Origin of the sequence: Peptacetobacter hiranonis (genome assembly GCF_008151785.1) — a bacterium.
Lineage (GTDB): Bacteria > Bacillota > Clostridia > Peptostreptococcales > Peptostreptococcaceae > Peptacetobacter > Peptacetobacter hiranonis.
On record NZ_CP036523.1, the window covers coordinates 569,336 to 592,791 of the forward strand.

22 protein-coding genes and 1 riboswitch are annotated in these 23,456 nt (G+C 31.8%); of the genes, 17 read left to right on the forward strand and 5 right to left on the reverse strand.

What is annotated here, in order from left to right; translation table 11 throughout:
• The first annotated feature begins 17 nt into the window (after positions 1-17).
• The 15 genes from prdD (at position 18) to KGNDJEFE_RS11680 (ending at position 16,172) form a co-directional block, all read left to right on the forward strand.
• Positions 18-791, forward strand: coding sequence for a proline reductase cluster protein PrdD (gene prdD, locus KGNDJEFE_RS02895; RefSeq protein WP_006439713.1), 774 nt, complete (start codon positions 18-20; stop codon positions 789-791).
• An 18-nt stretch (positions 792-809) separates the two neighbouring features.
• Positions 810-1,280, forward strand: coding sequence for a glycine/sarcosine/betaine reductase component B subunit (locus KGNDJEFE_RS02900; protein WP_006439714.1), 471 nt, complete (start codon positions 810-812; stop codon positions 1,278-1,280).
• A 382-nt stretch (positions 1,281-1,662) separates the two neighbouring features.
• Positions 1,663-2,670 carry a proline racemase gene (locus KGNDJEFE_RS02905; protein WP_006439715.1) on the forward strand — a complete coding sequence of 336 codons (1,008 nt, stop codon included), beginning with the start codon at positions 1,663-1,665 and terminating at the stop codon, positions 2,668-2,670.
• A 174-nt stretch (positions 2,671-2,844) separates the two neighbouring features.
• The gene (locus tag KGNDJEFE_RS02910) at positions 2,845-3,729 is read left to right on the forward strand and encodes a sulfite exporter TauE/SafE family protein (RefSeq protein ID WP_006439716.1); all 885 of its coding nucleotides are present in this window, start codon (positions 2,845-2,847) and stop codon (positions 3,727-3,729) included.
• A 255-nt stretch (positions 3,730-3,984) separates the two neighbouring features.
• Positions 3,985-4,878, forward strand: coding sequence for a sulfite exporter TauE/SafE family protein (locus tag KGNDJEFE_RS02915; RefSeq protein WP_006439717.1), 894 nt, complete (start codon positions 3,985-3,987; stop codon positions 4,876-4,878).
• 105 nt (positions 4,879-4,983) lie between these two features.
• The gene (locus tag KGNDJEFE_RS02920; protein ID WP_170239654.1) at positions 4,984-6,243 is read left to right on the forward strand and encodes an IS91 family transposase; all 1,260 of its coding nucleotides are present in this window, start codon (positions 4,984-4,986) and stop codon (positions 6,241-6,243) included.
• Positions 6,244-6,330: 87 nt separating this feature from the next.
• On the forward strand, positions 6,331-6,558 hold the full coding sequence (locus KGNDJEFE_RS02925; protein ID WP_118549764.1) for a hypothetical protein: 228 nt from the start codon (positions 6,331-6,333) through the stop codon (positions 6,556-6,558).
• A 614-nt stretch (positions 6,559-7,172) separates the two neighbouring features.
• Positions 7,173-8,096 carry a sulfite exporter TauE/SafE family protein gene (locus KGNDJEFE_RS02930; RefSeq protein ID WP_006439718.1) on the forward strand — a complete coding sequence of 308 codons (924 nt, stop codon included), beginning with the start codon at positions 7,173-7,175 and terminating at the stop codon, positions 8,094-8,096.
• A gap of 686 nt (positions 8,097-8,782) precedes the next feature.
• Complete coding sequence (locus tag KGNDJEFE_RS02935; protein ID WP_006439719.1) at positions 8,783-9,694, forward strand: sulfite exporter TauE/SafE family protein; 912 nt, start codon at positions 8,783-8,785, stop codon at positions 9,692-9,694.
• A gap of 293 nt (positions 9,695-9,987) precedes the next feature.
• The gene (locus tag KGNDJEFE_RS02940; protein WP_169302897.1) at positions 9,988-10,557 is read left to right on the forward strand and encodes a class I SAM-dependent methyltransferase; all 570 of its coding nucleotides are present in this window, start codon (positions 9,988-9,990) and stop codon (positions 10,555-10,557) included.
• 122 nt (positions 10,558-10,679) lie between these two features.
• The gene (locus KGNDJEFE_RS11675; protein ID WP_154645811.1) at positions 10,680-10,853 is read left to right on the forward strand and encodes a hypothetical protein; all 174 of its coding nucleotides are present in this window, start codon (positions 10,680-10,682) and stop codon (positions 10,851-10,853) included.
• A gap of 61 nt (positions 10,854-10,914) precedes the next feature.
• Complete coding sequence (locus tag KGNDJEFE_RS02945; RefSeq protein WP_006439722.1) at positions 10,915-12,678, forward strand: sigma-54-dependent Fis family transcriptional regulator; 1,764 nt, start codon at positions 10,915-10,917, stop codon at positions 12,676-12,678.
• A 685-nt stretch (positions 12,679-13,363) separates the two neighbouring features.
• A complete protein-coding gene (locus KGNDJEFE_RS02950) occupies positions 13,364-14,671 on the forward strand; it encodes an L-cysteine desulfidase family protein (RefSeq protein WP_148881783.1) in 1,308 nt (435 codons plus the stop codon).
• Positions 14,672-15,298: 627 nt separating this feature from the next.
• The gene (gene hpt, locus KGNDJEFE_RS02955; RefSeq protein ID WP_006439724.1) at positions 15,299-15,838 is read left to right on the forward strand and encodes a hypoxanthine phosphoribosyltransferase; all 540 of its coding nucleotides are present in this window, start codon (positions 15,299-15,301) and stop codon (positions 15,836-15,838) included.
• Between the two features lie 178 nt (positions 15,839-16,016).
• Positions 16,017-16,172 carry a hypothetical protein gene (locus tag KGNDJEFE_RS11680; RefSeq protein ID WP_154645812.1) on the forward strand — a complete coding sequence of 52 codons (156 nt, stop codon included), beginning with the start codon at positions 16,017-16,019 and terminating at the stop codon, positions 16,170-16,172.
• 90 nt (positions 16,173-16,262) lie between these two features.
• On the opposite strand, the gene dapB (KGNDJEFE_RS02960) is transcribed toward KGNDJEFE_RS11680, so the two are convergent.
• Complete coding sequence (gene dapB / locus KGNDJEFE_RS02960; RefSeq protein ID WP_040410354.1) at positions 16,263-17,012, reverse strand: 4-hydroxy-tetrahydrodipicolinate reductase; 750 nt, start codon at positions 17,010-17,012, stop codon at positions 16,263-16,265.
• Between the two features lie 251 nt (positions 17,013-17,263).
• Between dapB (KGNDJEFE_RS02960) and KGNDJEFE_RS11685 the strand changes: the two genes are divergently transcribed.
• Positions 17,264-17,425: a hypothetical protein gene (locus tag KGNDJEFE_RS11685; protein ID WP_154645813.1), complete on the forward strand. Its 162-nt coding sequence runs from the start codon at positions 17,264-17,266 to the stop codon at positions 17,423-17,425.
• Between the two features lie 313 nt (positions 17,426-17,738).
• On the opposite strand, the gene dapD is transcribed toward KGNDJEFE_RS11685, so the two are convergent.
• The 4 genes from dapD to KGNDJEFE_RS02980 form a co-directional block, all read right to left on the reverse strand.
• Positions 17,739-18,452, reverse strand: coding sequence for a 2,3,4,5-tetrahydropyridine-2,6-dicarboxylate N-acetyltransferase (gene dapD, locus KGNDJEFE_RS02965; protein WP_006439727.1), 714 nt, complete (start codon positions 18,450-18,452; stop codon positions 17,739-17,741).
• Between the two features lie 103 nt (positions 18,453-18,555).
• Positions 18,556-19,305 carry a 4-hydroxy-tetrahydrodipicolinate reductase gene (gene dapB, locus KGNDJEFE_RS02970; RefSeq protein ID WP_006439728.1) on the reverse strand — a complete coding sequence of 250 codons (750 nt, stop codon included), beginning with the start codon at positions 19,303-19,305 and terminating at the stop codon, positions 18,556-18,558.
• A 160-nt stretch (positions 19,306-19,465) separates the two neighbouring features.
• The gene (gene dapA, locus KGNDJEFE_RS02975) at positions 19,466-20,353 is read right to left on the reverse strand and encodes a 4-hydroxy-tetrahydrodipicolinate synthase (RefSeq protein WP_006439729.1); all 888 of its coding nucleotides are present in this window, start codon (positions 20,351-20,353) and stop codon (positions 19,466-19,468) included.
• Positions 20,354-20,391: 38 nt separating this feature from the next.
• Positions 20,392-21,396, reverse strand: a complete 1,005-nt coding sequence (locus KGNDJEFE_RS02980; protein WP_006439730.1) for an aspartate-semialdehyde dehydrogenase — start codon at positions 21,394-21,396, stop codon at positions 20,392-20,394.
• A 226-nt stretch (positions 21,397-21,622) separates the two neighbouring features.
• Positions 21,623-21,788, reverse strand: a riboswitch (Lysine riboswitch).
• A 306-nt stretch (positions 21,789-22,094) separates the two neighbouring features.
• Here KGNDJEFE_RS02980 and KGNDJEFE_RS02985 point away from each other — a divergent pair.
• The gene (locus tag KGNDJEFE_RS02985) at positions 22,095-23,291 is read left to right on the forward strand and encodes an L-serine ammonia-lyase (RefSeq protein ID WP_040410355.1); all 1,197 of its coding nucleotides are present in this window, start codon (positions 22,095-22,097) and stop codon (positions 23,289-23,291) included.
• The last annotated feature ends 165 nt before the right edge of the window (positions 23,292-23,456 follow it).

The window sequence follows — 23,456 nt, forward strand, 5'->3', positions numbered from 1 at the left end:
AAAAGGTGGTCAATATTATGGAAGAAATAGTAATGAGAAGATTAGCTATTAAATCTTTCCACATAGAGGAAGTGGAAATGGGATCTACTGTAGCTCTAAAAGGGAAAAAACTTCTATTAAATAAGAATAGAGTTCAGGAACTTATAGACGCAGATGATTTAATAACTGATATTAAACTAGAAGTAATTGAACCTAAAGCTAAAAACCCTGCTGATTATGACAGGGAAATTAACACAATAATGGATATTATACCAATATCTACTAAAGTATTAGGAACTCTTGGAGAAGGTCTTACACACACTTTAACAGGTGTTTATGTAATGCTTACAGGAGTTGATGAAGATGGAAGACAGATGCATGAATTTGGATCATCAGAAGGTAGACTTGCTGAACAGATGGTTCTAGGTAAATGTGGTACTCCATCAGAAAATGACTACATAATACATATGGATGTTACTATCAAAGGTGGACTTCCATACGATAGACATCTACCAAATGCCTGCTTCAAAGCATGTGATGATTTTATCCAGGATATAAGAGCTATATTAAAGAGAGAAGATGGGCGTCATGCTTCAGAATCTCATGAATTCTTCGATAAAGTTAGACCTGGTGGAAAAAAAGTTGTAATAGTTAAACAGATTGCTGGTCAGGGAGCAATGTATGACAACCAGTTATTCTCTGATGAGCCAAGTGGTTTTGAAGGAGGAACATCTATTATAGATATGTGCAATATGCCGATGATACTTTCTCCTAATGAATATAGAGACGGTGCTCTTAGAGCATTAGTATAAGGAAGGGGTTGGAAAATTATGGGTATAGGTCCTTCAACTAAAGAAACATCTTTACATCATTTCAGAGATCCTATTCTAGAAATATGCTCAGAAGATACTGACATAGATCTATTAGGTGTAGTAGTAGTAGGTACTCCTCAGGATAATAAATATAAAAATCTTGTTGGACAGAGAGCAGCTCAGTGGTTAGAAGGTATGAGAGCTGATGGAGTAATACTATCTGCAGATGGATGGGGAAACTCACATGTTGACTATGCAAACACATTTGAAGAAATAGGTAAAAGAGGAATCCCAACAGTAGGGGTAACTTTTAATGGTACAAATGCAAAATTTGTAGTTACTAATGAATATATGGACACAATAGTAGATATAAACAAATCAGAATCTGGAACAGAAACTGAAATAGTAGGCGAAAACAACGTCGATAAAACTGATGCAAGAAAAGCTCTTGCGTTCCTTAAACTAAAAATGAGAAAACGGGGTAAATAATTTTAAGAATTATGTTATCGCGTTACAAAAAGTCAGAATATAAATAATATACAAACTCAAATCTCAATAAAATAATATATAGATAACTTCTATAATAATTAAAAAAAATTATAATAAAATATTGATAAATAGATGACAAAAATACAATTTTATTATATAATAGAGATATAAGGAAAAAGATTTCAAATTAATAAAAGAAAAAAGAAATCATACAATATATAATAAAATATAGATAATATTAAAAAAATTAATTGAAAACTTTTTTATTATAACAGATAGTTTATTTTATAATTAACATATCTGGAATTGAATTCGCAAATAAGTCTCTATGAAAGACTTAAAATATAATTGCCAAAGGCAATAAACTAAGGGGGAAATTGTTATGAAATTTAGCAGAACAATTCAGGCTATAGACTCTCATACAGCTGGAGAAGCAACTAGAATAGTTGTAGGTGGAATACCAAACATAAAAGGTAATACAATGCCAGAAAAGAAACAGTACTTAGAAGATCATTTAGATCACATAAGAACAGCTATAATGTTAGAACCAAGAGGACACAATGATATGTTCGGTTCAGTTATGACTCAGCCTTGTGATCCAGATGCTGACTTCGGTATAATATTCATGGACGGTGGCGGATACCTTAACATGTGTGGTCACGGTTCAATAGGTGCAATGACAGTTGCAGTTGAAACTGGTGTAGTTCCAATGGAAGAACCTGTAACAAAAGTTGTTATGGAAGCTCCTGCAGGAATAATAAAAGGTGATGTTAAAGTAGAAAACGGAAAAGTTCAGTCTGTTTCTATATTCAACGTACCAGCATTCTTATACAAAAAAGACCAGGAAGTTGAATTACCAGGTGTAGGTAAAGTTAAATTTGATATATCATTCGGTGGATCTTTCTTCGCTATAGTTCATGCTAGCCAGTTAGGATTAAAAATAGAACCTAAAAATGCAGCTAAATTAACTGACTTAGCTATGGAATTAAGAGATATAATAAACAGAGATATCGAAATACAGCACCCAACATTAGAACATATAAAAACTGTAGACCTTGTTGAAATATGGGACGAACCAACTAACGAAAAAGCAACTTACAAAAACGTTGTTATATTCGGACAGGGACAGGTTGACAGATCTCCTTGTGGAACAGGTACAAGTGCTAAATTAGCTACTTTACATGCTAGAGGAGAATTAAAAGAAGGCGAAAAATTCGTATATGAAAGTATATTAGGAACATTATTCGAAGGTGAAATAGTAGGAACTACTAAAGTTGGAGAATTCGATGCAGTATTACCAAAAATAACTGGTTCTGCTTACATGACAGGATTCAATAACTTCTTAATAGACGAAGATGACCCAGTTAAATATGGTTTTATATTAAAATAATTATTGAGTAAAGAGTTCACATTTAATAAATAGTATTGAGTAAGGTATATTCATATACCGCATAACAAACTTAGTTAAATAGTTTTTATCTAGGGATGGCTTCAGCCATTCCTAGTGAAAACTTTTAAATTTTCAGAAAATAGAAAATATAATAAAAAGTGGGAGGTAGAGTAAATGGTAAATATAGTCAGAGGAATATTAGGAGTTTTAACAGTAATTTACGCATTTATGTTTGGAAAAGACTATAAAGAGTCAGCTCAGAATGGTAGACTAGCTTCTGAAGAAGAAGGACCATTAAAACCAGCAATTATAGGGGCTATAGCAAACTTTGGTGATACATTAGGTATAGGATCATTCGCACCAATAGTAGCTATGACTAAATTCTCAAAAATGAAAGTTCATGATAAAGAAATACCTGGTATGTTAAACGTATCTTGTACAATACCAGTCGTAACAGAAGCACTTATATTTACAACAACTATAGAAGTTGAACCAGTTACATTAATAGCAATGCTTGCAGCAGCAGGTGCTGGTTCATACATAGGAGCAGGTATCATATCTAAAATGGACGAAAAGAAAATACAGTTAGTAATGGGTCTTGCATTACTTATAACATCAATATTAATGTTCTTATCTCATCCTTGGATAAACTTAATGCCAGGTGGCGGTAATGAAATAGGATTATCAGGTGTTAAATTAGTAATAGGTGTAGTTGGTAACTTCATACTAGGAGCACTTATGACAGCAGGTATAGGACTATATGGACCATGTATGGCACTAGTTTACTTCTTAGGAATGTCTCCAAAAGTTGCATTCCCAATAATGATGGGTTCTTGTGCAGTACTTATGCCAATAGCATCAGCTAAATTCATAAAAGAAGGTCAGTATCCAAGAAAAATATCTTTATGGATAACAATAGGTGGGGTAATCGGTGTATTCTTAGCAACTAAAGTTATAGACATAATGCCAATGGACGTATTAAAAATGCTAGTTGTATTCGTTATACTTTATACTTCAATAACAATGTTAAAACCACACTTAAGCAAAAAACAGGCTTAATAAAAAATAGAATCTATAAAATAAAAATCAACCGTTATGGAGAATTTCTCCATAACGGTTTTTTATTTTTGATAAGCGGTTTCCAATGTATACAGATATTTAGAATTATAGTATAATTAATAATGTCGCTTTTAAAAGAGATTAACATGTTGAAAAGTAGGATAAATTTTGGGAAAATGTTGATATCTTGAGGAAAAGTGGATAACTACAAAGGTATACCGGCAGCCATGTGCGCTGGATATATAGGAGGGCAAAATGATAAATTTAATAAGAATTATACTACTATCATTTACCGGAATGCAGGGATTTTTAATGATTAGCGATTATTCTAAAGCCAAAAGAGAAAATCGACTAGAAGATGAAAGCTGTGTAAAAGCCGGAATAGCAGGGATGGTAGGTAACTTTTTCGACACATTGGGGGTAAGTTCTTTTGCTGTCATAATAGCTATGGGAAAAGCTATGAAGATGAAATTTAAGGATAAAGAGCTCCCAGCAATGCTAAACATATCTTGTGCTATACCAAATATAACAGAAGCACTGATATTTTTAACAGCTATAGAGGTAGATCCAACAACACTTGTGTCTATGTTAATAGCTGCAGGAATGGGATCTTACATAGGAGCTGGAATAGTAGAAAAGCTTGATGAAAAGAAAATACAGCTTGCTATGGGAATAGCACTGTTTATAACTGCGAGTGTAATATTTATGGGACTTCCATGGGTAAATCTTCTTCCAGTTGGAGGAGAAAGCATAGGTCTTTACGGCTCAAAACTATTCATAGGAGTAACATTAAACTTCATATACGGAGCTTTAATGACAGCAGGAATAGGACTATATGCACCATGTATGGCAACTACATATATACTTGGAATGTCACCAAAATGTGCATTCCCAATAATGATGGGATCATGTGCGGTACTTATGCCAATAGCGAGCACTAGATTTATAAAAGACGGGCACTATCCAAGAAAAACATCATTATGGATAACAATAGGTGGTGTTGTAGGAGTGTTTGCTGCAGCATATATATTTAACTCAATGCCAATGAATATGGTAAAAGTATTATGTGTATTTGTAATATACTACACATCTTATGGAATGCTAAAAAAAGCATTAAAAAGAGAAGAAAATAAATTAATAGAAGCATAAATAAATTAATAAAGATAGATATCTTGTTGTAAAGATATCTATTTTTTTATTCCTAAGGAAATTATAATAATTTAAAACTGTGGAAAACTTATGTACAATAGTAATATGAATGTATTGAAAAAACAAAAAGATGAAAAAATCATTAAGAAAATATTAAAAAATCACTTTGAAGAATTCAAACTAAAATATTGGAATAAAGTTAGAAGAGAAATGAGGGATCAGATAGAAAATACTGTAATAAAGGCTTTAAATTGTGGAAATATAGAAAAAGGATATATAAAACATAAATGTATAGACTGTGGAGAGGAGTATATTCAAGGGTTCACTTGTAAAAGTAAGTTTTGCACAAAGTGTGGAAGAAAATATTCTATGGAATGGGCAGAAAAACAGGTAGAAAATATTCTTGATGTTTCTCATAGACATGCAGTTTTCACAATTCCAGAGGAGTTAAGAGTCTATTTCTACAGAAAGCGAGAGCTTTTAAAAGATTTACAAGATGCTACATATAAGGTATTAGATAGTTTTCATAAAAAGAAAACAAATGGAGATTATGAATTAGGGGTAATTGCTGTAGTACACACTTTTGGTGGAGATTTAAAATGGAATCCTCACATACATGCCTTATACACCGAAGGTGGAATAGATAGAAATAATAAGTGGTTTAAAAAATTAGATTTCATACCGTATACATATATGAAAAAAGTATGGCGAAAGTTGGTACTAGATATAATAAAAAACAACTTTAGAGATAGAAAAACTAGAAATTTGATAAATAAGTTATATAAGAAAGAATTCTATGTAAATGCAGAAAGACGTTTAACTAATATAAAACAGGCAACTCAATATATAGGTAGATATTTGGCTAGACCAGCTATCGCTGAGTATAGAATAATTAATTACGATGGGAAAAATGTAACTTACTGGTATGAAAACAAAAAACCTAAGGGAAAAAGAGAAATAACTGTAAATGTATTAGAATTTATAGGTAAAATAACCCAACATATTCACCCGAAGGGTTTTAGAGTTGCAAGAAGATACGGTCTATATTCAAGAGTAAAAAATAAATTAAGCATAGAAATATTGAAATTATATAATTTTATGAGACACAGAAATATATCTAAGCTGATAAAAAAGAAGAATACAGTAAAGAAAAATTTTAAAGATAGATTGATAGAATCATTTGGAGTAAATCCTTATATTTGTAAAAAGTGTGGAAAAGACATGATTCTATGGGAAATATGGCATTATAAATATGGATTAATATATAATGTACTAGATAAATCAAATTATAAAAGAATAATCTACGAAGAAATTATAGAAAAAGAAATTTCTTTGAATACAACAACACAAATAGAATTATTTTAAAAGTCTATTAAATAGGCTAGCTTTGCTATACTCAAATATAAATAATAGTGTATAATTAGTGTAATTAAAATTATTAGGAGAAATAGTATGCTAAAAGAATTAGAAGAAATGAGTAAAGGACAAAAGTTATACAATTATGAATGTAAGTCTTGTGGATTTGAAAAAGGAGTACCAGAATTTATATTAGAAGAACTAAGACAAGATGCATTCTTTTCATTGGGAGCGATAGCTTCGCTAAATGAAAAAAATATGCCAGAATTAATTTGTCCTAATTGTGGAGCTAAATTTGAATACAAAAAAACTGACGACCGTTAGGTGTCAGTTAAAGGTACTGTCAAAAGAACACCTTTTAAAGGTGTTCTGTGGCAGTATTTTTTATTACATAAAAAAACAAATAAATTATAATATTACTTAAAAAATATTAATATATAAAAATAGATTAAAATTATAAAAAAATACACAAATATAGAAAAAATAAATCAAAATAGAAAATAAATTAAAATAATAAAATAAAAATAGCGAGCAGAATATTTTGATAAATAGTATAAATTTATTGATAATACTTCTATTATAGAAGGAGTATATAGAAAAGGTTAAAAAAGTAGCAAAAAAATACATTTATTCTATACAAAAAAAGCATAAAAATTTGTGATTATGTAAATTAAACAAGCTATTTACAGTAAAAATAGCGCAATTTTATTCATAAATGATATAAATTATGTAAAAAATAATTTAATTAATATAAAAACACAATCATTTTAAGTTAAAATTAATTTATGCCAAATTAACTATATTGACACTTTAAAAAATATAGTTAAAATTATAAGATATAAGGATAAGAAATTAGCTAATTTTTGTACAAGTAAAAATAATTTTAGTAAAAATTTAAACTAAAACAGTAGGTTTAGAGTAGGGGGAACAAATACAAAATGGTAAATGCAATAAGAATAGTTTTTGCAGTACTGACAATAGCATATCTATCAGTGCTATTAAGAGATTTTAAACGTGCAAAGGATACAGGACTTTTAGAAAAAGAAGAAGAAGGCTTTGGAAAAGCTGGAATAATAGGATTTATAGCAAACTTCGCAGATACTTTAGGGATTGGAGCATTTGCACCAATAGTTGCTATGTCAAAATTTACAAAAATGAAAATACACAATAAAGAAATACCAGCTATGTTAAACATAGGATGTTGTGCATCAGTAATGACAGAAGCATTTATATTCACAACAACAATAAAAGTAGATCCAACTACACTTATTGTTATGCTAGCAGCTGCTGGACTTGGTTCATATATAGGAGCAGGTATAATATCAAAAATGGACGAAAGAAAAGTTCAGCTAGTAATGGGAATAGCATTATTCATAACAGCTATATTAATGTTCCTAGGATTACCATGGATAGACTTAATGCCAGGTGGTGGAAATGAAATAGGATTAACAGGAACAAAACTAATAATAGGTGCTGTAGGAAACTTCATATTAGGAGCACTAATGACAGCAGGAATAGGATTATATGCACCATGTATGGCGCTAGTATACTTCCTTGGAATGTCAGCAAAAGTTGCATACCCAATAATGATGGGATCTTGTGCAGTACTTATGCCAGTAGCTAGTATAAGATTTATAAAAGAGGGCAACTACCCAAGAAAAGCTACATTAGGAATAGTAATATGTGGAGCTATCGGGGTTGTACTAGCAGCAACTTTAGTTAAAAACCTACCTATGGATATAATGAAAGCCATAGTAGTTGTAGTAATACTTTACACTTCTTACAGCATGTTAGCACCACTTGCTAAAGCTAGAAAAGCTAAATTAGCAGAAGGAAATGCAACAGGAGTAGTAAACGAATAGATATTATCAAAACAATAAACCTTATATAAAATTGTAAATGACTGAAATATTTTATAATAACTTTAAAATCAAGAATGTGTCGCGTACTTTCCCAAAATATAGAAAGTATGCGGCACATTTTTATTTTTTGTCAGGAAAACATTTCTTAAATTCATTTCAATCAAAAAAATATATAATAATAAAAATCACTCAAAAATAATAAAAAAATAAATATTAAAAAGTATCGAAATACTTCAAAAAAACGATTTTTACAACGTAAATAATAATATAAAATTATGAATAAAATATTGCAAAGAATAAAAAGCTTGTTTACTAAATAACCCAAATTTATGGTGTCATAAATGTAACTTATGTTAAAAAGTGAAAATAAAATGAAATTATTCAGAAAAATTAAAATAATATAAAAAATAATTAAAAATATTACAAATAAATGGTGATTATATTAAGATAATAAATAAAAATTGTCTGAAAAAGAAATAAAATATTGCAAAAGATAAAGATGCTTGTTATAATAATAACTTGAAAAGGGAAAACAATATCTACAGGTTTAAGTAATTGATAATAAAAAGCTATAAAACCTGTAAAAAAGGAAAATTTGCTTGAGTAAATTAAATTTATATTAGTAAAAAAAGAGAAATAAACCGAGAACAAAAAACAAACTAAAAAATTAAAAAAGGAGAATTAAAATGGCAACTCTAATAAGAATAATGTTAATCGGATTTACATCTATGTTCGCTGTAGTTTTTGGTAAAGATTTCAAAAAGACTAAAGACGCAAATCAGCTAGAAAACGAAAGTTTCAAAAAATCAGGAGCAATAGGATTTGTAGCTAACTTTGCAGATACTCTAGGAATAGGTTCTTTCGCAATAGTTGTAGCTATGTCAAAAGCATTAAAATTAAATGTAAAAGACAAACACATACCAGGGATGCTTAACGTATCATGTACAATACCAGCAGTTTTAGAAGCGCTTATATTCATAACATCAGTTAAGGTTAATCCAATAACACTTTTATCACTTCTAATAGCAGCTGCAGCAGGTTCTGTAATAGGAGCTAAAATAATATCAAAACTTGACGAATCAATAGTTCAGATAGTTATGGGTGTTGCTTTATTCATAACAGGAATAGTAATGTTCTGCGGATTACCATGGATAAACTTAATGCCAGGTGGTGGAACTGCACTAGGATTAAACGGAACAAAATTAATAATAGGTATAGTTGGTAACTTCATACTTGGAGCATTAATGACAGCAGGAATCGGACTATACGCACCATGTATGGCAATGCTTTACCTTTTAGGAATGTCAGAAAGAGCTGCATACCCAATAATGATGGGTTCTTGTGCGATGTTACTTCCATTCTCAGGTATGGAATTTATAAAAGAAGGTCAGTACCCAAGAAAATCTTCACTAGGAATAACAATAGGTGGTATATTTGGTGTGCTAATAGCAGCATTCATAGTTAAGAGTCTACCAATAAACATACTAAAAGTTTTAGTAATATGTGTAATATTCTACACAGCAACAACAATGTTAAAAGCAGGTTTAACAAAATTAAAAGAAAACAGAGCTGGAAGTATGGATTTAAATGTAGACTAGTATAAAAATTAATATATATTTATTGTGGAAAAGAGGGCTTTTGCGTTAATGCAAAGGTCCTTTTTTGAATTTAAAAAATACTGAAAAATCAAGCAATATCTTTTTATTTTTAAATTAAAAAAAGTATTGAATAGTTTAGGAATAGGGACTATAATCTATCATATGGAAGTAAAATAAATTAGGTTATTACAGTTTATGTCCTTTATGATAAGGGATAATTATTTTTGGGGGTCCTTATTATATAAGGGCTATTTATTATTAATATTTTAAAAAGGGTTAAAGAGGTGAATGTTGTGAAAAAAGTATTATTTCATTTAGCTGATGAAGATGAGAAGCTTAACGGCAATGGAATTGATTTTCTTTTAAAACATCTTGACTACAGTATAGGTGAAAAAGTACTACTTGTAGGAGATATCGGTCGTTTAGGGAAAGAGCTAAGATTAAGCGGGTTAAACGTAACAATACTTGAAGATTCAGATTATGAAGATATGTGCTATTCTCTAGTGCACAATGAAAACTGCGATTTTGTAAAAGGAAAATTAGAATATCTTCCTTTTGAAGACAATTATTTTAGCAAGGTTATTGTTCTTGAACAGTTTAACCATACTAGCAACTATGAAAAGGCGTCTTCAGAAATAAGCAGGGTTCTAAAAAATAATGGGGAGCTTATACTTGAAGATCTTAATATGGATAATATAAAAAATAAGATGAAATATTTAAAGAGAAGAATATGTGGTCTTTGTGCAAATCACTGTAATCCAAGTGATATAAAAAGAATATTCTCTAATTTAAGATTTGATGGGGTAATGGAAGATTTCGAAAGCAAGAGATATGTTTATGTAGCTAGAAAAAGAATGTTATAATTCTTAGGCTATAAAATATTTTGAAAGCAACATTAATAGAATGTAAAAAATATAATAGAATGATATAATTAATAGGTCTGGCAGTTTATGCCAGGCCTATTTTAGAATAGGGAGATGATTTTTTGATAAACTACGAGATAGTATTTGTCGTTCTTCTGTTTATGGTCCTTGTATCAATTCAGTTTACTTTGAACAAAATTTACGTAGAATTGAAGGATATTAAGAGAATGATGAAGAACAAGGAACTAGAAGAAATAACAGAAAATGAAAAGAAATTTGACTCATTTAGATTTTAAAATAATATATATGAAGATATTTGAATATACACTCACAATTTAGAAAGGATAGGTAATTGTTATGAAGATTGAGCTAGGTTATATAAAAAATGATATACAAAATATAGCAGATGCAATAGAAACTGTATTAAAAATAGATGTAACAATAGTAGACGAAAATCTTATCAGAATTGCGGGTACTGGGAAATATATAAGTAAGATTGGCGAGCAAATAGACGGATATGCTTTTAAGAAGTCGTTGCAGGACGGAGAGGTAATAGTTATAGATAATCCAAAAGTTAGCCCTATTTGCAAGGAGTGTTGTAGAGCGGGAAATTGTAACGAGTTTGGGGAAATATGTTGTCCTATAGTCTGTGACGGGAAATCTTACGGTGTGATAGGTCTTATAGCATTCTCTGAGGAGCAGAGAAAGATAATTGAAACTAATAGCGATGGAATGGTAAATTTCCTTACGAGAATGGCAGATTTATTGTCTGGGAAATTAAAAGCAGCTATAAAATCTTATGAACTCGATATTGAAAAGAAGAAGCTTGAGACTTTGGTAGACGGTATGGATAAGTCTGTTGTGTCTATAGATGTCGATGGCAGAATTGATAGATACAATTTAAAGTTTAAAAAGATGTTCAATATAAAGGACGATATTACAGGGAAGATTATTTTTGATATTTTTAAATTTATCAAAATTCCAGATAAGTATAGAAAGGGACACTCTTTTAGTGCGAGCTTTAGCTACAAGGGTGGAGGAAAGTCTATTAAAGGTATCTACAATATGAGCAGGATTGAGCTTAATGGCGAGATTAAAGGGTATGTTATAGACTTTACCGATAAAAAAGAAGCTATTAAAAACTACAACAAGATGAATAAAGATAGAAGTATAATGATTGATAATATAATCGGCGAAAGTGAGTCGATTAAAAAGGTCAAGAAAGAGACGATTATGGCAGCTCAGTCTGTGTCTACAGTTCTTATAACTGGGGAGAGTGGGACAGGTAAGGAGCTGTTTGCCAGAGCAATACACAACCACAGCAAAAGAGCTGAGTATCCATTTATTGCAGTAAACTGTGCAGCTATTCCAGATAATTTGCTAGAAAGTGAGCTATTTGGATACGAGGAAGGTGCATTTACTGGTGCTAGAAAAGGTGGGAAATTAGGTATGTTTGAAATTGCCCACAAGGGAAGCTTGTTTTTAGATGAGATTGGGGATATGAGCTTGCATCTTCAGTCAAAGCTTCTTAGAGTACTTCAGGAGAAGGAAGTGAATAAAATTGGTGCGAAGTCTAATATTGAGATAGATGTTAGGATAATTGCAGCTACTAATAAGGATCTTGAGAGTATGGTTAGAGAGGGTACGTTTAGGGAGGATTTATACTACAGGCTAAATGTAATCCCTATAAAGCTACCAAGTCTTTCTCAGAGAAAGGGAGATATTCCGCTTCTTATAGATTATATGATTAAAGAATATTCTATAAAGCTAGAGAAGAGTGTAGAGGGAATAGATGAAATTGCACTGGATAGGATGCAAAGGTACGGTTGGCCAGGAAATGTTAGAGAGCTTCAAAATAGTATTGAGTATAGTGTAAATATGGCTCAGGGTAGCGAGATTACAGTCGATGTTCTTCCAAAGTCTATTCTGGAGTATGAGGAGAAGTTTGAGGAAGATGAGACTTCTGCTATAGAGACGTTGGAGGATCTTGAGAAGAGAGAGATACAGAAGGCGTTGAAAAGATATGGAGTATATAAAAAAGACAAAGAATTGGCGGCAAAGGCCCTAGGAATATCGAGGGCAACTCTTTATAGAAAAATTGAAAAGTATGGAATTAAGTAACGAAGAATGAATATAATAATTCACTCTCCAGACTCAGTCATCACAAGGGTATCTCATCAGAGATGAAATACCGCAGTGATGACTTCATATTGTCGAGTGAGATTATTATATTTCATTCTTAGGTATACTAATTCCATAAGTTTTCAATTTTGGTTATAAAGAAGTTGCTTATATGGGAGTAGATAAAGTAAAATGTTTTCGAATTTATTGAGAGCGCTAATCATAATGAACCCTTTTCTACAGTAATTCCACATGTTTTCAATTTTAGTTATAAAGAAGTTGTCCTTTGGAAAGAGATGAAGTTGGAGAAGTTTGTTTTTTAGGTTAATGTGAGAGTAGTTTTAGAGCAGTTTGTTTATATTTATATATATATTCTCATTTTGAGATTATTTCTCAAAATGAGATTTTTTTATACCTAAAATGAGAAAAAATATTTTTTGAAAAGTTGATAATAAATATTTTTGAGATGATAATTTTAAAAAATAATAGGTTTAAAGCTAGTTATATAGCCAAGTGTAAAGTTTTATGAAGGTGTTTTTTCAACTTTGGCACGAGATATGCTTATTATATATGGCGTGTAAAGGGTTATTAGATAATCCAAATGTATGAACAGAAATTTATTTAGAACTATTTAGAAATTTGCTATTGAAATACGAGAGATATTAGATTATATGGAGGGTGTACGATGAGAGATATAAGAAATGAATTAGTTGAAATGTTAAGAAATGAAGTTAAGCCAGCAGTTGGATGTACAGAACCAGTTGCATTAGCTTTAGCTTGTGCAAAAGCTAAGGAACTTTTAGGTGAAGAAGTTATAGATAATAAGATGTTAGTAAGTAACAATATATTCAAAAACGGAATGGGTGTTGGTATACCAGGAAGTAAGATATTAGGATTAAAAGTTGCAGCTTGTATGGGTATAGTTGGTGGAAAATCTGCGGACGGATTAAGCGTTCTTGAAGGTTTAACTGAAGAAGAAGTTAGAGAATCAGAAAAATATTTAGAAGAACATACTATATCAGTAGAGCCAACTGACTCAGCTGATAAGATATACTTAGAAGTTATGTTAAAAGGTGCTAATCATGAAGTATTAGTTAAGATAAGAGGAAGACACGATAACTTTACATATCTTGCAAAAGATGGAGAAGTTATATTAGATAATGAACCAAAAGAAGAAGTTGTAGCTGATGGTGCAAAAGAAGAAAGAAAAGAAACTTTAATGGACAATGCTACAGTTGCTGAAATAGTTGACAACGTAGAAAAAATGGACTTTGAAGATATAAAATTCCTTCTTGACGGTATAACAATGAACAGAGCTATGGCAGAAGTTGGTTTAAGAGAAAAAACTGGTGTTGGTACTGGTTTTGGAATTAAAGAAGCTATAAAAGCTGGAGAATTAGGTGATGACCTTGTAAACTACGCAATGATGCTTACATCAGCAGCTTCAGATGCTAGAATGTCAGGTGTTAAGATGCCAGTTATGAGTTCAAACGGAAGTGGTAACCACGGTTTAACAGCAATACTTCCAATAGCTGCATACAACGAAAGAAATCCTCAGAGTGATGAAAGAGTTGCTAGAGCTTTAGCAATATCTCACTTAATAACTGCATACATCAAAAACTTCACAGGTAGATTATCTCCAATGTGTGGATGTGGTGTTGCAGCTGCAATAGGATGTACAGCAGGTCTTTCTTGGTTAATGGATGCTGAACAGTCTCAGATAGAAGGAGCTATGGAAAATATGATAGCTAACTTAAGTGGTATGATATGTGACGGTGCAAAACCAGGATGTGCTTGTAAATTAGCTACAGCATCTTCTGCAGCAGTTCAGAATGCTATACTTGCTAAGAGAGGATGTATAGTTCCAGGACTTAATGGTATAGTTGGTAGATCTGTTGATGAAAGTGTTAGAGCATTAGGATGCGTTGGAGATGAAGGAATGTCTGTAACTGACAACGTAATACTTGATGTTATGAATGAAATGAATAAATAAGCCTTTAAATAATCTTAAAATATAATTTTCAAAAATGCCGTATCGATTTTCGATGCGGTATTTTTATTTGGTGAGGTGTGCGATAGAAACAACCTTCTCTCCAGACTCAGTCATCACAAGGGTATCTCATCAGAGATGAAATACCGCAGTGCTGCCTTCGTATTGTCGAGTGAGGTTGTTTTCTATCGCACACTTTTGGTAAAAATAGCAATCGAAAATCGATACTGGATATTTTGGAATTATGCTTGTAAGAATTATTTAAAGGCTTATTTTGCGTCGGGAAGTATATGACAAAAAAAGTAAAAAACCACCAGACTATTGGACGTAGTGGTGGTTTTACTATTGCTTTAAAACTTAGTTTAAAAAAAGAAAAATAACCAAGTTATCTTCTAAAAGTTATTCTTACCTCTTTTTATATTGTACCATATTAAAAAGAATAGAGCCACTTTTTGAAAGTTTTTAACTTGAAAATATTATTAACTAGAGAATATTTGTGAAATTAAGGAAAAAATTAAATAAGTAGATTTATCTAAGTTATTATAGATAGCATTTTTCTATTAAACTATTGAAAATACTCAATAATTCGTATAAAATAATCTGTATAACAAAAGAATCGGAGGCCAGAAAATGGACATAACTAAAAAGAAATGGGAAACAATGTACACAGAAGAGGACATTGCAAAAAGAGTAAAAGAACTTGGAAAACAGATAACAGAAGACTATAAAGATAAAAAATTAATGGTAGTTGCACTACTTAGAGGAAGCTTTATATTCTGCGCAGACTTAGTTAGAAGCATAGATTTACCACTAAGAGTAAACTTCATGACAACATCTAGCTATGGAAATTCAGAAGAAACTAGTGGAACAGTTAAAGTATCTTCAGATGTAACTGTAGATTTAGAAGGATACGATGTGCTTGTAGTTGATGATATAACTGACAGTGCAGTGACTATGGATTTCGTACTTAAACATTTAAAAGCTAAAAATCCAGCGAGTATAAAAAGCTGCGTGCTATTAGACAAACCTTCAAGAAGAAAAGTTGACTTAGTGCCAGACTACTGTGGATATGAAGTAGAGGATAAATTCGTTGTTGGATACGGATTTGACTGTGGAGATTACTTCAGAAACGTACCATACATATTCAACGTAACAGACGAAGATAGATAATTAGAGAAGTAGACCTTTGTATATTTACAAGGGTCTTTCTACGTTTGCATTCTTTTCAAATCACACAATAAAGATTTTTTATTTAAACTATGATATAATATTTATTGAAAAGATGACAAAATAGAGCGGTGGCAACCTTTTAGAATCCTCCTAATGTTTTAGAAGGGAGGTTATGTCTGTGGTAGAGACAGTATTAACGCTAATTGTGATACCTATATTTGTAGGTGTAGCAATAAACAAACTATCTAAAGACAAAAAAGAAAAAAACCACCAATCTATTAGCCGTAGTGGTGGTTTTACATTTTCTCTTGTAATTAAATTCAAGAAAGATTAATAGCCTAGCTATTGCTCTAGTAATCTTTTCTTTATTATATCATACTGCTATTCTAGTATCAAGTTATCCATTTACACTTGTTATTTTATTTTATAATATATCCTTCATATCATATAATCCGTTTTCTTTGTCTAATATCTTCTTAGCAGCAAATATTGCACCTTCAGCGAAAATTGCATTAGACTGTGCATGATGAGCAAGTGTTACAACTTCACTGTCACCACAGAATAGCACATCGTGGTCAGAAACTATATTTCCACCTCTTACAGAACTAACTCCAATATCTCCCGACTGTCTTTTACAACTTCTGCCAGATCTACCAAATAAACCTTTAACATCAGGAAGAACTTCCTGTATTGCAGAGATAAGCATCTTAGATGTACCACTTGGAGCATCTTCTTTTCTATTGTGATGTTTTTCAACTATTTCTATATCAAAATCAAGAAGCTTAGCAGCCTGTTTAACTAGCTCGATAAGAACATTTACACCAACTGAAGTATTGTGAGAAAGAAGCACAGGAACTTCCTTAGAAACGTCCTCAATAGCTGCATCCTGTTCTGCAGTAAATCCAGTTGTAGCGATAACAACAGGAGTTTTAGTTTTTAGAACGTACTTTAACATAGAGTCAAGATTATCAGGATGAGAGAAGTCTATTATCGCATCAGCTTCAACATCGCAATTATCAAAACTCTTGAATAACTTAACATTTCCGTCGCAAGTACCTGTCTCAAGAGAACGGCTAACACCAGCCACTAACTCACACTCGCTGTCCTTAGCAACACACTCTCTTAAAATTTTACCAACGCCGCCACTATAGCCACATATAATAACTCTTAACATACTTATTACCCCCAAAATTAAAAATTCAGAAAAATTAATTTCCATGACTTAATTTTAACATTTTAAAGAGAAATATAGTAGGGGGAAAATAAATATTATTTTAAATATAATTTCAATAAAACAGTATTAATTAATAAGATTGTAATAAAATATTATGATGTGTTATAATAAAGTTGGAGCAAGAAATGAAAAAATAGGTGGTTTCCAGTTGAAGTAAATCCTCTTAGAGCAACTGAAAGGAGGTTTTCAAAATGGACTTTGAAGAGATAATAAAGTTACTCATAATACCGATTATTGTCGGTGTAGTAATTAATCGTATATCTGACAAAAAAGAAAAAAGCCACCGAAAAACTGTTGGTCGCAGGAACGGTGGCTTTACCTTTACTTTAACTATTAAGTTGAAGAAGAGGTAACCCTCTAAACCTCTACTCCATCTATATTTCTTGCTCTTATTATAACATACTTTAAGAATATGAGCCACTTTTTATAGGCTCTTTTTTAGATTTCATAACCATATAAAATAAGATACAATCTGCTTTAGCATTTAGCAAGCGCCTTATGCAAAGACAGGATAGAATAATAATGGAAATAAAAATAGGATAAGGAATTACCGACGCAGCGACAATGGAGGACGCGTATTTTACTAGCACAAAAGCAAATAACTGTAACACGCGTCCGATCTTGGAGCAAGTGGTAATCCTTATCCTATTTTTCTATTTCCTAGTATTACAACTGTCTTAAATCATCTAGTAGTTTTGTTTTTTCACTAGTTTTTTCATCTTTCATCTTCACAACTTTAGCTGGAGAACCAGCAACGACAGCACCTGCAGGAACATCTTTAGTGACAACAGAACCAGCTGCAACAACAGCACCTTCTCCTATTCTCACACCTTCAAGAATAACTGCATTAGCACCAATCATAACATTGTCCTCAACTATAACTGGATCTGCTGAAGGTGGCTCAAGAACACCAGCGACAACAGCACCTGCACCTAGATGAACATTCTTACCAAGAGTACCTCTAGCGCCGACAACAGCATTCATATCTACCATTGTTCCTTCACCGATAACAGCACCGATATTAACAACAGCACCCATCATAACTACTGCATTCTTTTCAATAGTAACCATATCTCTGATAATTGAGCCTGGTTCTATTCTTGCTGACTCGTGAAGAGTATTTTTTAGAGGAATAGCAGAATTTCTTCTATCGTATTCTACATGAATATCTCTTATACAGTCCTCTCTCTGATTAAGAGCAGCCATTATAGCATCGTAGTCCCCGATAAATATATGAAAAGAATCTGTTCCAAAAACTTTGTATTCATCAGTAGACTCAAAGTTGTATGGATCAGTATTTACATAAACTTTAACAGGAGTCTTTTTCTCAACTTCCTTTATATATCTTGCTATTTCATAAGCATCGTTTAAATTTACCATTAGGCAACACCCCTTTAAAAAAATTTAGTTTAATAACTTTAACTAATAACTTTATTCCCCGTTTGAAACATATACTAACATCTAATCCCCAAAATATTAAAAACTATTTTAACATATCGTCCATATTGTAGAATCCAGATTCTTTATCAGCTATAAATTTAGCTGCAGCTAATGCACCGTTGGCAAATATCTGTCTTGACTGAGCCTGATGACTTATAGTTACAACTTCACTATCTCCGCAGAATAATGCGTCGTGTTCACCAACTATAGTACCACCTCTAACAGCACTTATACCTATATCGCCAGGCTGTCTCTTACAGCTTCTACCAGATCTTCCATTAACAACATTAGATTCTGGAAGTACTTCTTTAACCCCATTTGCTATCATTATAGCTGTACCACTTGGAGCATCTACTTTTCTGTTGTGGTGTTTTTCAACTATTTCTATATCAAATCCGTTAAGAAGTTTTGCAGCTTCCTTAACTAATTTAACCATTATATTTACACCAAGTGACATATTGTAAGAGAAGAATACAGGTATTTCCTCAGATGCTTTGTGTATTCTTTCTATTTCTTCATCATTAAAACCAGTAGTTGCTATAACTATTGGAGTTTTAGTTCTTAAAGCGTATCCAAGTACGTTGTCTAAGTTTGCGTGGTTAGAGAAGTCTATGATAACATCTCCTTTTTCTTCGCAATCAGCTAATTTTTCATATATTGTTATATCCTGTACACATTTACTTTTATCGTAAGCCTGAACAAAAGCAAGTTCGCAGTTTTCGTCTGCTCTTACTGTTTCAGCAACTATTCTTCCCATTTTCCCGTCGTATCCTGTAGATATTACTCTTAACATAATTTCCTCCTAATTAAAAACTTAATTCTTTCAAGTACAATTATTAAAAACTTGATTAAGTTATATTTTATTTCAATTATTTTATATCATAAATTTAAAATTGGATTGCAAAATATCAGATATAAATCCAACCTTCTGCAATCCAATGATTTACAAATTACTAAGCCTGAACTTTAAGTCCTGCATTTATTAATTCTTTTTTTAGAACTTCAAGATTAGCAGGGTCCATATTATCAAGTGGAAGTCTTAAATCTCCAACTTCAAATCCAAGTAAATTCATAGCAGTTTTAACTGGTATAGGATTTACTTCTATGAATAATGCAGCGATTAGAGCGTCTAAATCTAACTGTATTTTTCTTGAACCTTCAACATCTCCGTTAAGATATTTTTCAACTAAATCGTGAGTTTCTCTAGGGCATACGTTAGCAAGAACAGATATAACCCCATGTCCTCCTAATGATAATAGAGGAACTATTGAATCGTCGTTTCCAGAGTATATAGCGAAATCTTCTGGAACTAAGCTTGCTATTTCAGCAACCTGTCCTAAATCTCCACTAGCTTCTTTAACAGCAACTATATTAGGAACCTGAGCAAGTTCAGCTATTAAAGCTGGAGATATGTTCATACAAGTTCTTCCAGGAACGTTGTATAAGATTATTGGTATATTAACGCTTTCTGCTATTGTTACGAAATGTTTTTTAAGACCAGATTTATTAGCTTTGTTGTAGTATGGAGTTATTATTAATAATCCGTCAACACCAAGAGCTTCAGCTTTCTGGCTTAATTCAACAGAATGCATAGTATTGTTTGATCCTGTTCCAGCTATAACTGGTATTCTTCCATTTACTTTTTTAACTGTAAATTCTAAAACAGAAAGTATTTCTTCATCTGACATTGTAGTAGCTTCACCAGTAGTACCACAAGAAACTATAGCGTCAGTTTTGTTTTCTATATGATATTCGATAAGTTCAGCTAATTTATCGAAGTTTACCTTATTATCTTTTGTGAATGGTGTTACAAGAGCAACTGCAGAACCTTTAAATAACATTTGAGATCGACCCCTTTTCTTAAAAAATATAATTTATTTTAAACTAATTCCATTTCTATAGCTTTTTCAGCTATCTGAACTGCATTAGTAGCAGCACCTTTTCTTATGTTGTCAGCTACAACCCATAGGTTAACACCGCTATCAACACTGAAGTCTCTTCTTATTCTACCAACGAATACTTCATCTCTATCAGAGAATTCAGCTGCAGTAGGGTATAGGTTTTCTGCCGGGTTATCAACAACAACAACATTTTCCATAGCAGCTAAAGTAGCTACAAGTTCATCTAAATCGAAATCTTTTTCGAATTCAAGGTTTATAGACTCACTGTGTCCGTTTTTAACTGGTACTCTTACAGTAGTAGCAGTTATTCTTATAGAATCATCGCAAAGGATTTTTCTAGTTTCGTTGACCATTTTCATTTCTTCTTTAGTATATCCATTGTCTAAGAATGAATCTATGTGAGGAAGACAGTTGAAAGCTATTGGATGTGGGTAGAATCCTGTTGGATTTCCTTTTGATCCTTCTTCTAAATCTTCAACACCTTTAACACCAGAACCAGAAACAGCCTGATATGTAGAATATACTACTCTTTTTATAGTGTATTTATCATGTAATGCTTTTAATGGTAACATAGCCTGAATTGTAGAACAGTTAGGATTAGCTATTATTCCTTTTTTGTGTTCTTTTATTGCTTCTGGATTTACTTCAGGAACAACTAGTGGAACTTCTGGATCCATTCTCCAGAAACTAGAGTTGTCTACAACTAAAGCGCCATTTGCTGCAGCTATTGGAGCGAATTTTCCACTTGTAGAACCTCCAGCTGAGAATAAAGCGATATCTATGTTTCTTCCAGTAAATGAATCTTCAGTTAATTCTTCAACAGTGTATTCTTTTCCAGCGAAAGTTACTTTTTTACCTGCTGATTTTGAAGAAGAGAAAAGATATAAATCATTTATTGGGAATTCTCTTTCTTCTAAAACTTTTAGGAATGTTCTTCCTACCATACCAGTAGCACCAACTACTGCTAAATTTACTTTTTTCATTAAAAATCACCTCATAAACATTATACATTATTTTTAATATTCTATCTGCAATTTTAAACTTTTAAAGCTAAATATTTAGGTCTACGTTAATTTTATGTATAAATTACTTGTAAAAGTTAAATAACATTCTTATTTATGAAAGTTAAATAACAGTCAAAAAAGTTCTATATACACAAAAGACGCACAAAGGAATACCTTGTACGTCTATAAATTCTTATAGCAAAGTAAACCTTGTAGCTCAACACTAAACAAGTGACAGTGCAGTATATATTTTATACTACCCCAGAAAAAATCTGTGCCCAGATAAATTCTTCGGCTATTTTCCCTTTCTTACGAGATAAGTTTGCCAACTAGCTCGCAATACTGATGAAAACAGCGCCTCTACGCAGGTTATAGATATTAAATTAAACTCTTAAAGCAATAATAATACATTCTAGTAAAAATTGCAATACAAATTTGAATAACAAATGAGAATATTAAGAAAAATTCGATTTGAAAAACTTCAAGACAAAGTCAAATTTTTTATAAGAAAGCGATATTTTTTATTAAAAATTATGTATAATAAAAGTGGACATAAAATAAAAAAATTATAATAAAATTGTTTTAGAAAATTTTTTATTGCTTAAAAACTTTTTGATGAAACAAGTTTATTTTAGACATTGCAAAAAATATTAAAATAATACAATATGGAGGACAAAATGGATACTTTAAAAGAGTTATACAAAATAGGGAATGGGCCATCAAGCTCACATACAATGGGGCCACAGAGAGCAGCAGAAAGATTTAAAAACGAAAATCCAGATGCAGATAGCTTTAGAGCAACACTTTACGGAAGTTTAGCAGCTACAGGTGCTGGTCATTTAACTGACTACATAATAATAAAAACTATAGCTCCTAAAAAAGTTGAGATAGTATGGAGAGAAGATATAATAAAAGACTTCCATCCAAATGGAATGTTACTTGAAGCTCTTGATAAAGACGGAAATACTACTGCACAGTGGGAAGTATTCTCAGTAGGTGGTGGATCTCTTGCTGAAGAAGGAAAGAGAAATACTTCTGCAGTTAAAGAAACATATCCTCTAAGTACTATGGACGAGATAGTAAAATGGTGCAAAGACAACAACAAAACATTAGTTGATTTTGCCTTAGAAAATGAAGATAGTGACATAATGGATCACATAAATACAATAAGAGAAGCTATGAAAAAATCAATAGATGAAGGATTAGCTACTAATGAAGTAATACCAGGAAAATTACACTTAAAGAGAAGAGCTGGAGTATTCTATGAAAACTTCAAAAAAACTAACGACTTCTCTACATTAGTTTACGCTTATGCACTAGCAGCTTCTGAACAGAATGCTTCTGGTAATATAATAGTAACTGCACCAACTTGTGGTTCTGCAGGTGTTCTACCAGGTATATTCTTCGCTATGAAAGATTACATGAATTTAACTGATGAACAGGTAAACGAAGCTATAATAGTAGCTGGTATAATAGGAAATATAATAAAAACTAATGCGTCTATTTCAGGTGCAGAAGTTGGATGTCAGGGTGAAGTAGGTGCTGCATGTTCAATGGCAGCTGGAGCAGTTGCTTATCTTCAGGGAGGTTCTATAGACCATATAGAATACGCAGCTGAGATAGCTCTTGAACACCACTTAGGTATGACTTGTGACCCAGTTTACGGATATGTTCAGATACCTTGTATAGAAAGAAATGCTATGGCAGCACAGAGAGCTTTTGATGCAGCTAAGTATGCTATGATAACAAATGGTGAACATTCTGTTTCATTAGATCAGGTTGTTGAAACAATGAAAGAAACTGGACTTGACATGCATGACAAATATAAAGAGACAGCTAAAGGAGGATTAGCTAAACACTTCTTCTCTTGCTAATTGGTATATCTTGAGACTGTTGCAATTTTGCAATGGTCTCTTTTTTTATACTCGGATTTTATAAATAATCTCCTCTCCAGGCAATCAAGTTGCATTGTCGAGTTCGATTTATTTATAAAATTCGAGCAAAAAGAGAACCATTTAGCAAAAGTTGCAACAGTTCAC

What these genes read in the sequence shown, in the direction of transcription:
- prdD (WP_006439713.1), top strand. Translation starts at nt 18, where the DNA reads ATGGAAGAAATAGTAATGAGAAGATTAGCTATTAAATCTTTCCACATA.
- KGNDJEFE_RS02900 (WP_006439714.1), top strand. Translation starts at nt 810, where the DNA reads ATGGGTATAGGTCCTTCAACTAAAGAAACATCTTTACATCATTTCAGA.
- KGNDJEFE_RS02905 (WP_006439715.1), top strand. Translation starts at nt 1,663, where the DNA reads ATGAAATTTAGCAGAACAATTCAGGCTATAGACTCTCATACAGCTGGA.
- KGNDJEFE_RS02910 (WP_006439716.1), top strand. Translation starts at nt 2,845, where the DNA reads ATGGTAAATATAGTCAGAGGAATATTAGGAGTTTTAACAGTAATTTAC.
- KGNDJEFE_RS02915 (WP_006439717.1), top strand. Translation starts at nt 3,985, where the DNA reads ATGATAAATTTAATAAGAATTATACTACTATCATTTACCGGAATGCAG.
- KGNDJEFE_RS02920 (WP_170239654.1), top strand. Translation starts at nt 4,984, where the DNA reads ATGAATGTATTGAAAAAACAAAAAGATGAAAAAATCATTAAGAAAATA.
- KGNDJEFE_RS02925 (WP_118549764.1), top strand. Translation starts at nt 6,331, where the DNA reads ATGCTAAAAGAATTAGAAGAAATGAGTAAAGGACAAAAGTTATACAAT.
- KGNDJEFE_RS02930 (WP_006439718.1), top strand. Translation starts at nt 7,173, where the DNA reads ATGGTAAATGCAATAAGAATAGTTTTTGCAGTACTGACAATAGCATAT.
- KGNDJEFE_RS02935 (WP_006439719.1), top strand. Translation starts at nt 8,783, where the DNA reads ATGGCAACTCTAATAAGAATAATGTTAATCGGATTTACATCTATGTTC.
- KGNDJEFE_RS02945 (WP_006439722.1), top strand. Translation starts at nt 10,915, where the DNA reads ATGAAGATTGAGCTAGGTTATATAAAAAATGATATACAAAATATAGCA.
- KGNDJEFE_RS02950 (WP_148881783.1), top strand. Translation starts at nt 13,364, where the DNA reads ATGAGAGATATAAGAAATGAATTAGTTGAAATGTTAAGAAATGAAGTT.
- hpt (WP_006439724.1), top strand. Translation starts at nt 15,299, where the DNA reads ATGGACATAACTAAAAAGAAATGGGAAACAATGTACACAGAAGAGGAC.
- dapB (WP_040410354.1), bottom strand. Translation starts at nt 17,012, where the DNA reads ATGTTAAGAGTTATTATATGTGGCTATAGTGGCGGCGTTGGTAAAATT.
- KGNDJEFE_RS11685 (WP_154645813.1), top strand. Translation starts at nt 17,264, where the DNA reads ATGGACTTTGAAGAGATAATAAAGTTACTCATAATACCGATTATTGTC.
- dapD (WP_006439727.1), bottom strand. Translation starts at nt 18,452, where the DNA reads ATGGTAAATTTAAACGATGCTTATGAAATAGCAAGATATATAAAGGAA.
- dapB (WP_006439728.1), bottom strand. Translation starts at nt 19,305, where the DNA reads ATGTTAAGAGTAATATCTACAGGATACGACGGGAAAATGGGAAGAATA.
- dapA (WP_006439729.1), bottom strand. Translation starts at nt 20,353, where the DNA reads ATGTTATTTAAAGGTTCTGCAGTTGCTCTTGTAACACCATTCACAAAA.
- KGNDJEFE_RS02980 (WP_006439730.1), bottom strand. Translation starts at nt 21,396, where the DNA reads ATGAAAAAAGTAAATTTAGCAGTAGTTGGTGCTACTGGTATGGTAGGA.
- KGNDJEFE_RS02985 (WP_040410355.1), top strand. Translation starts at nt 22,095, where the DNA reads ATGGATACTTTAAAAGAGTTATACAAAATAGGGAATGGGCCATCAAGC.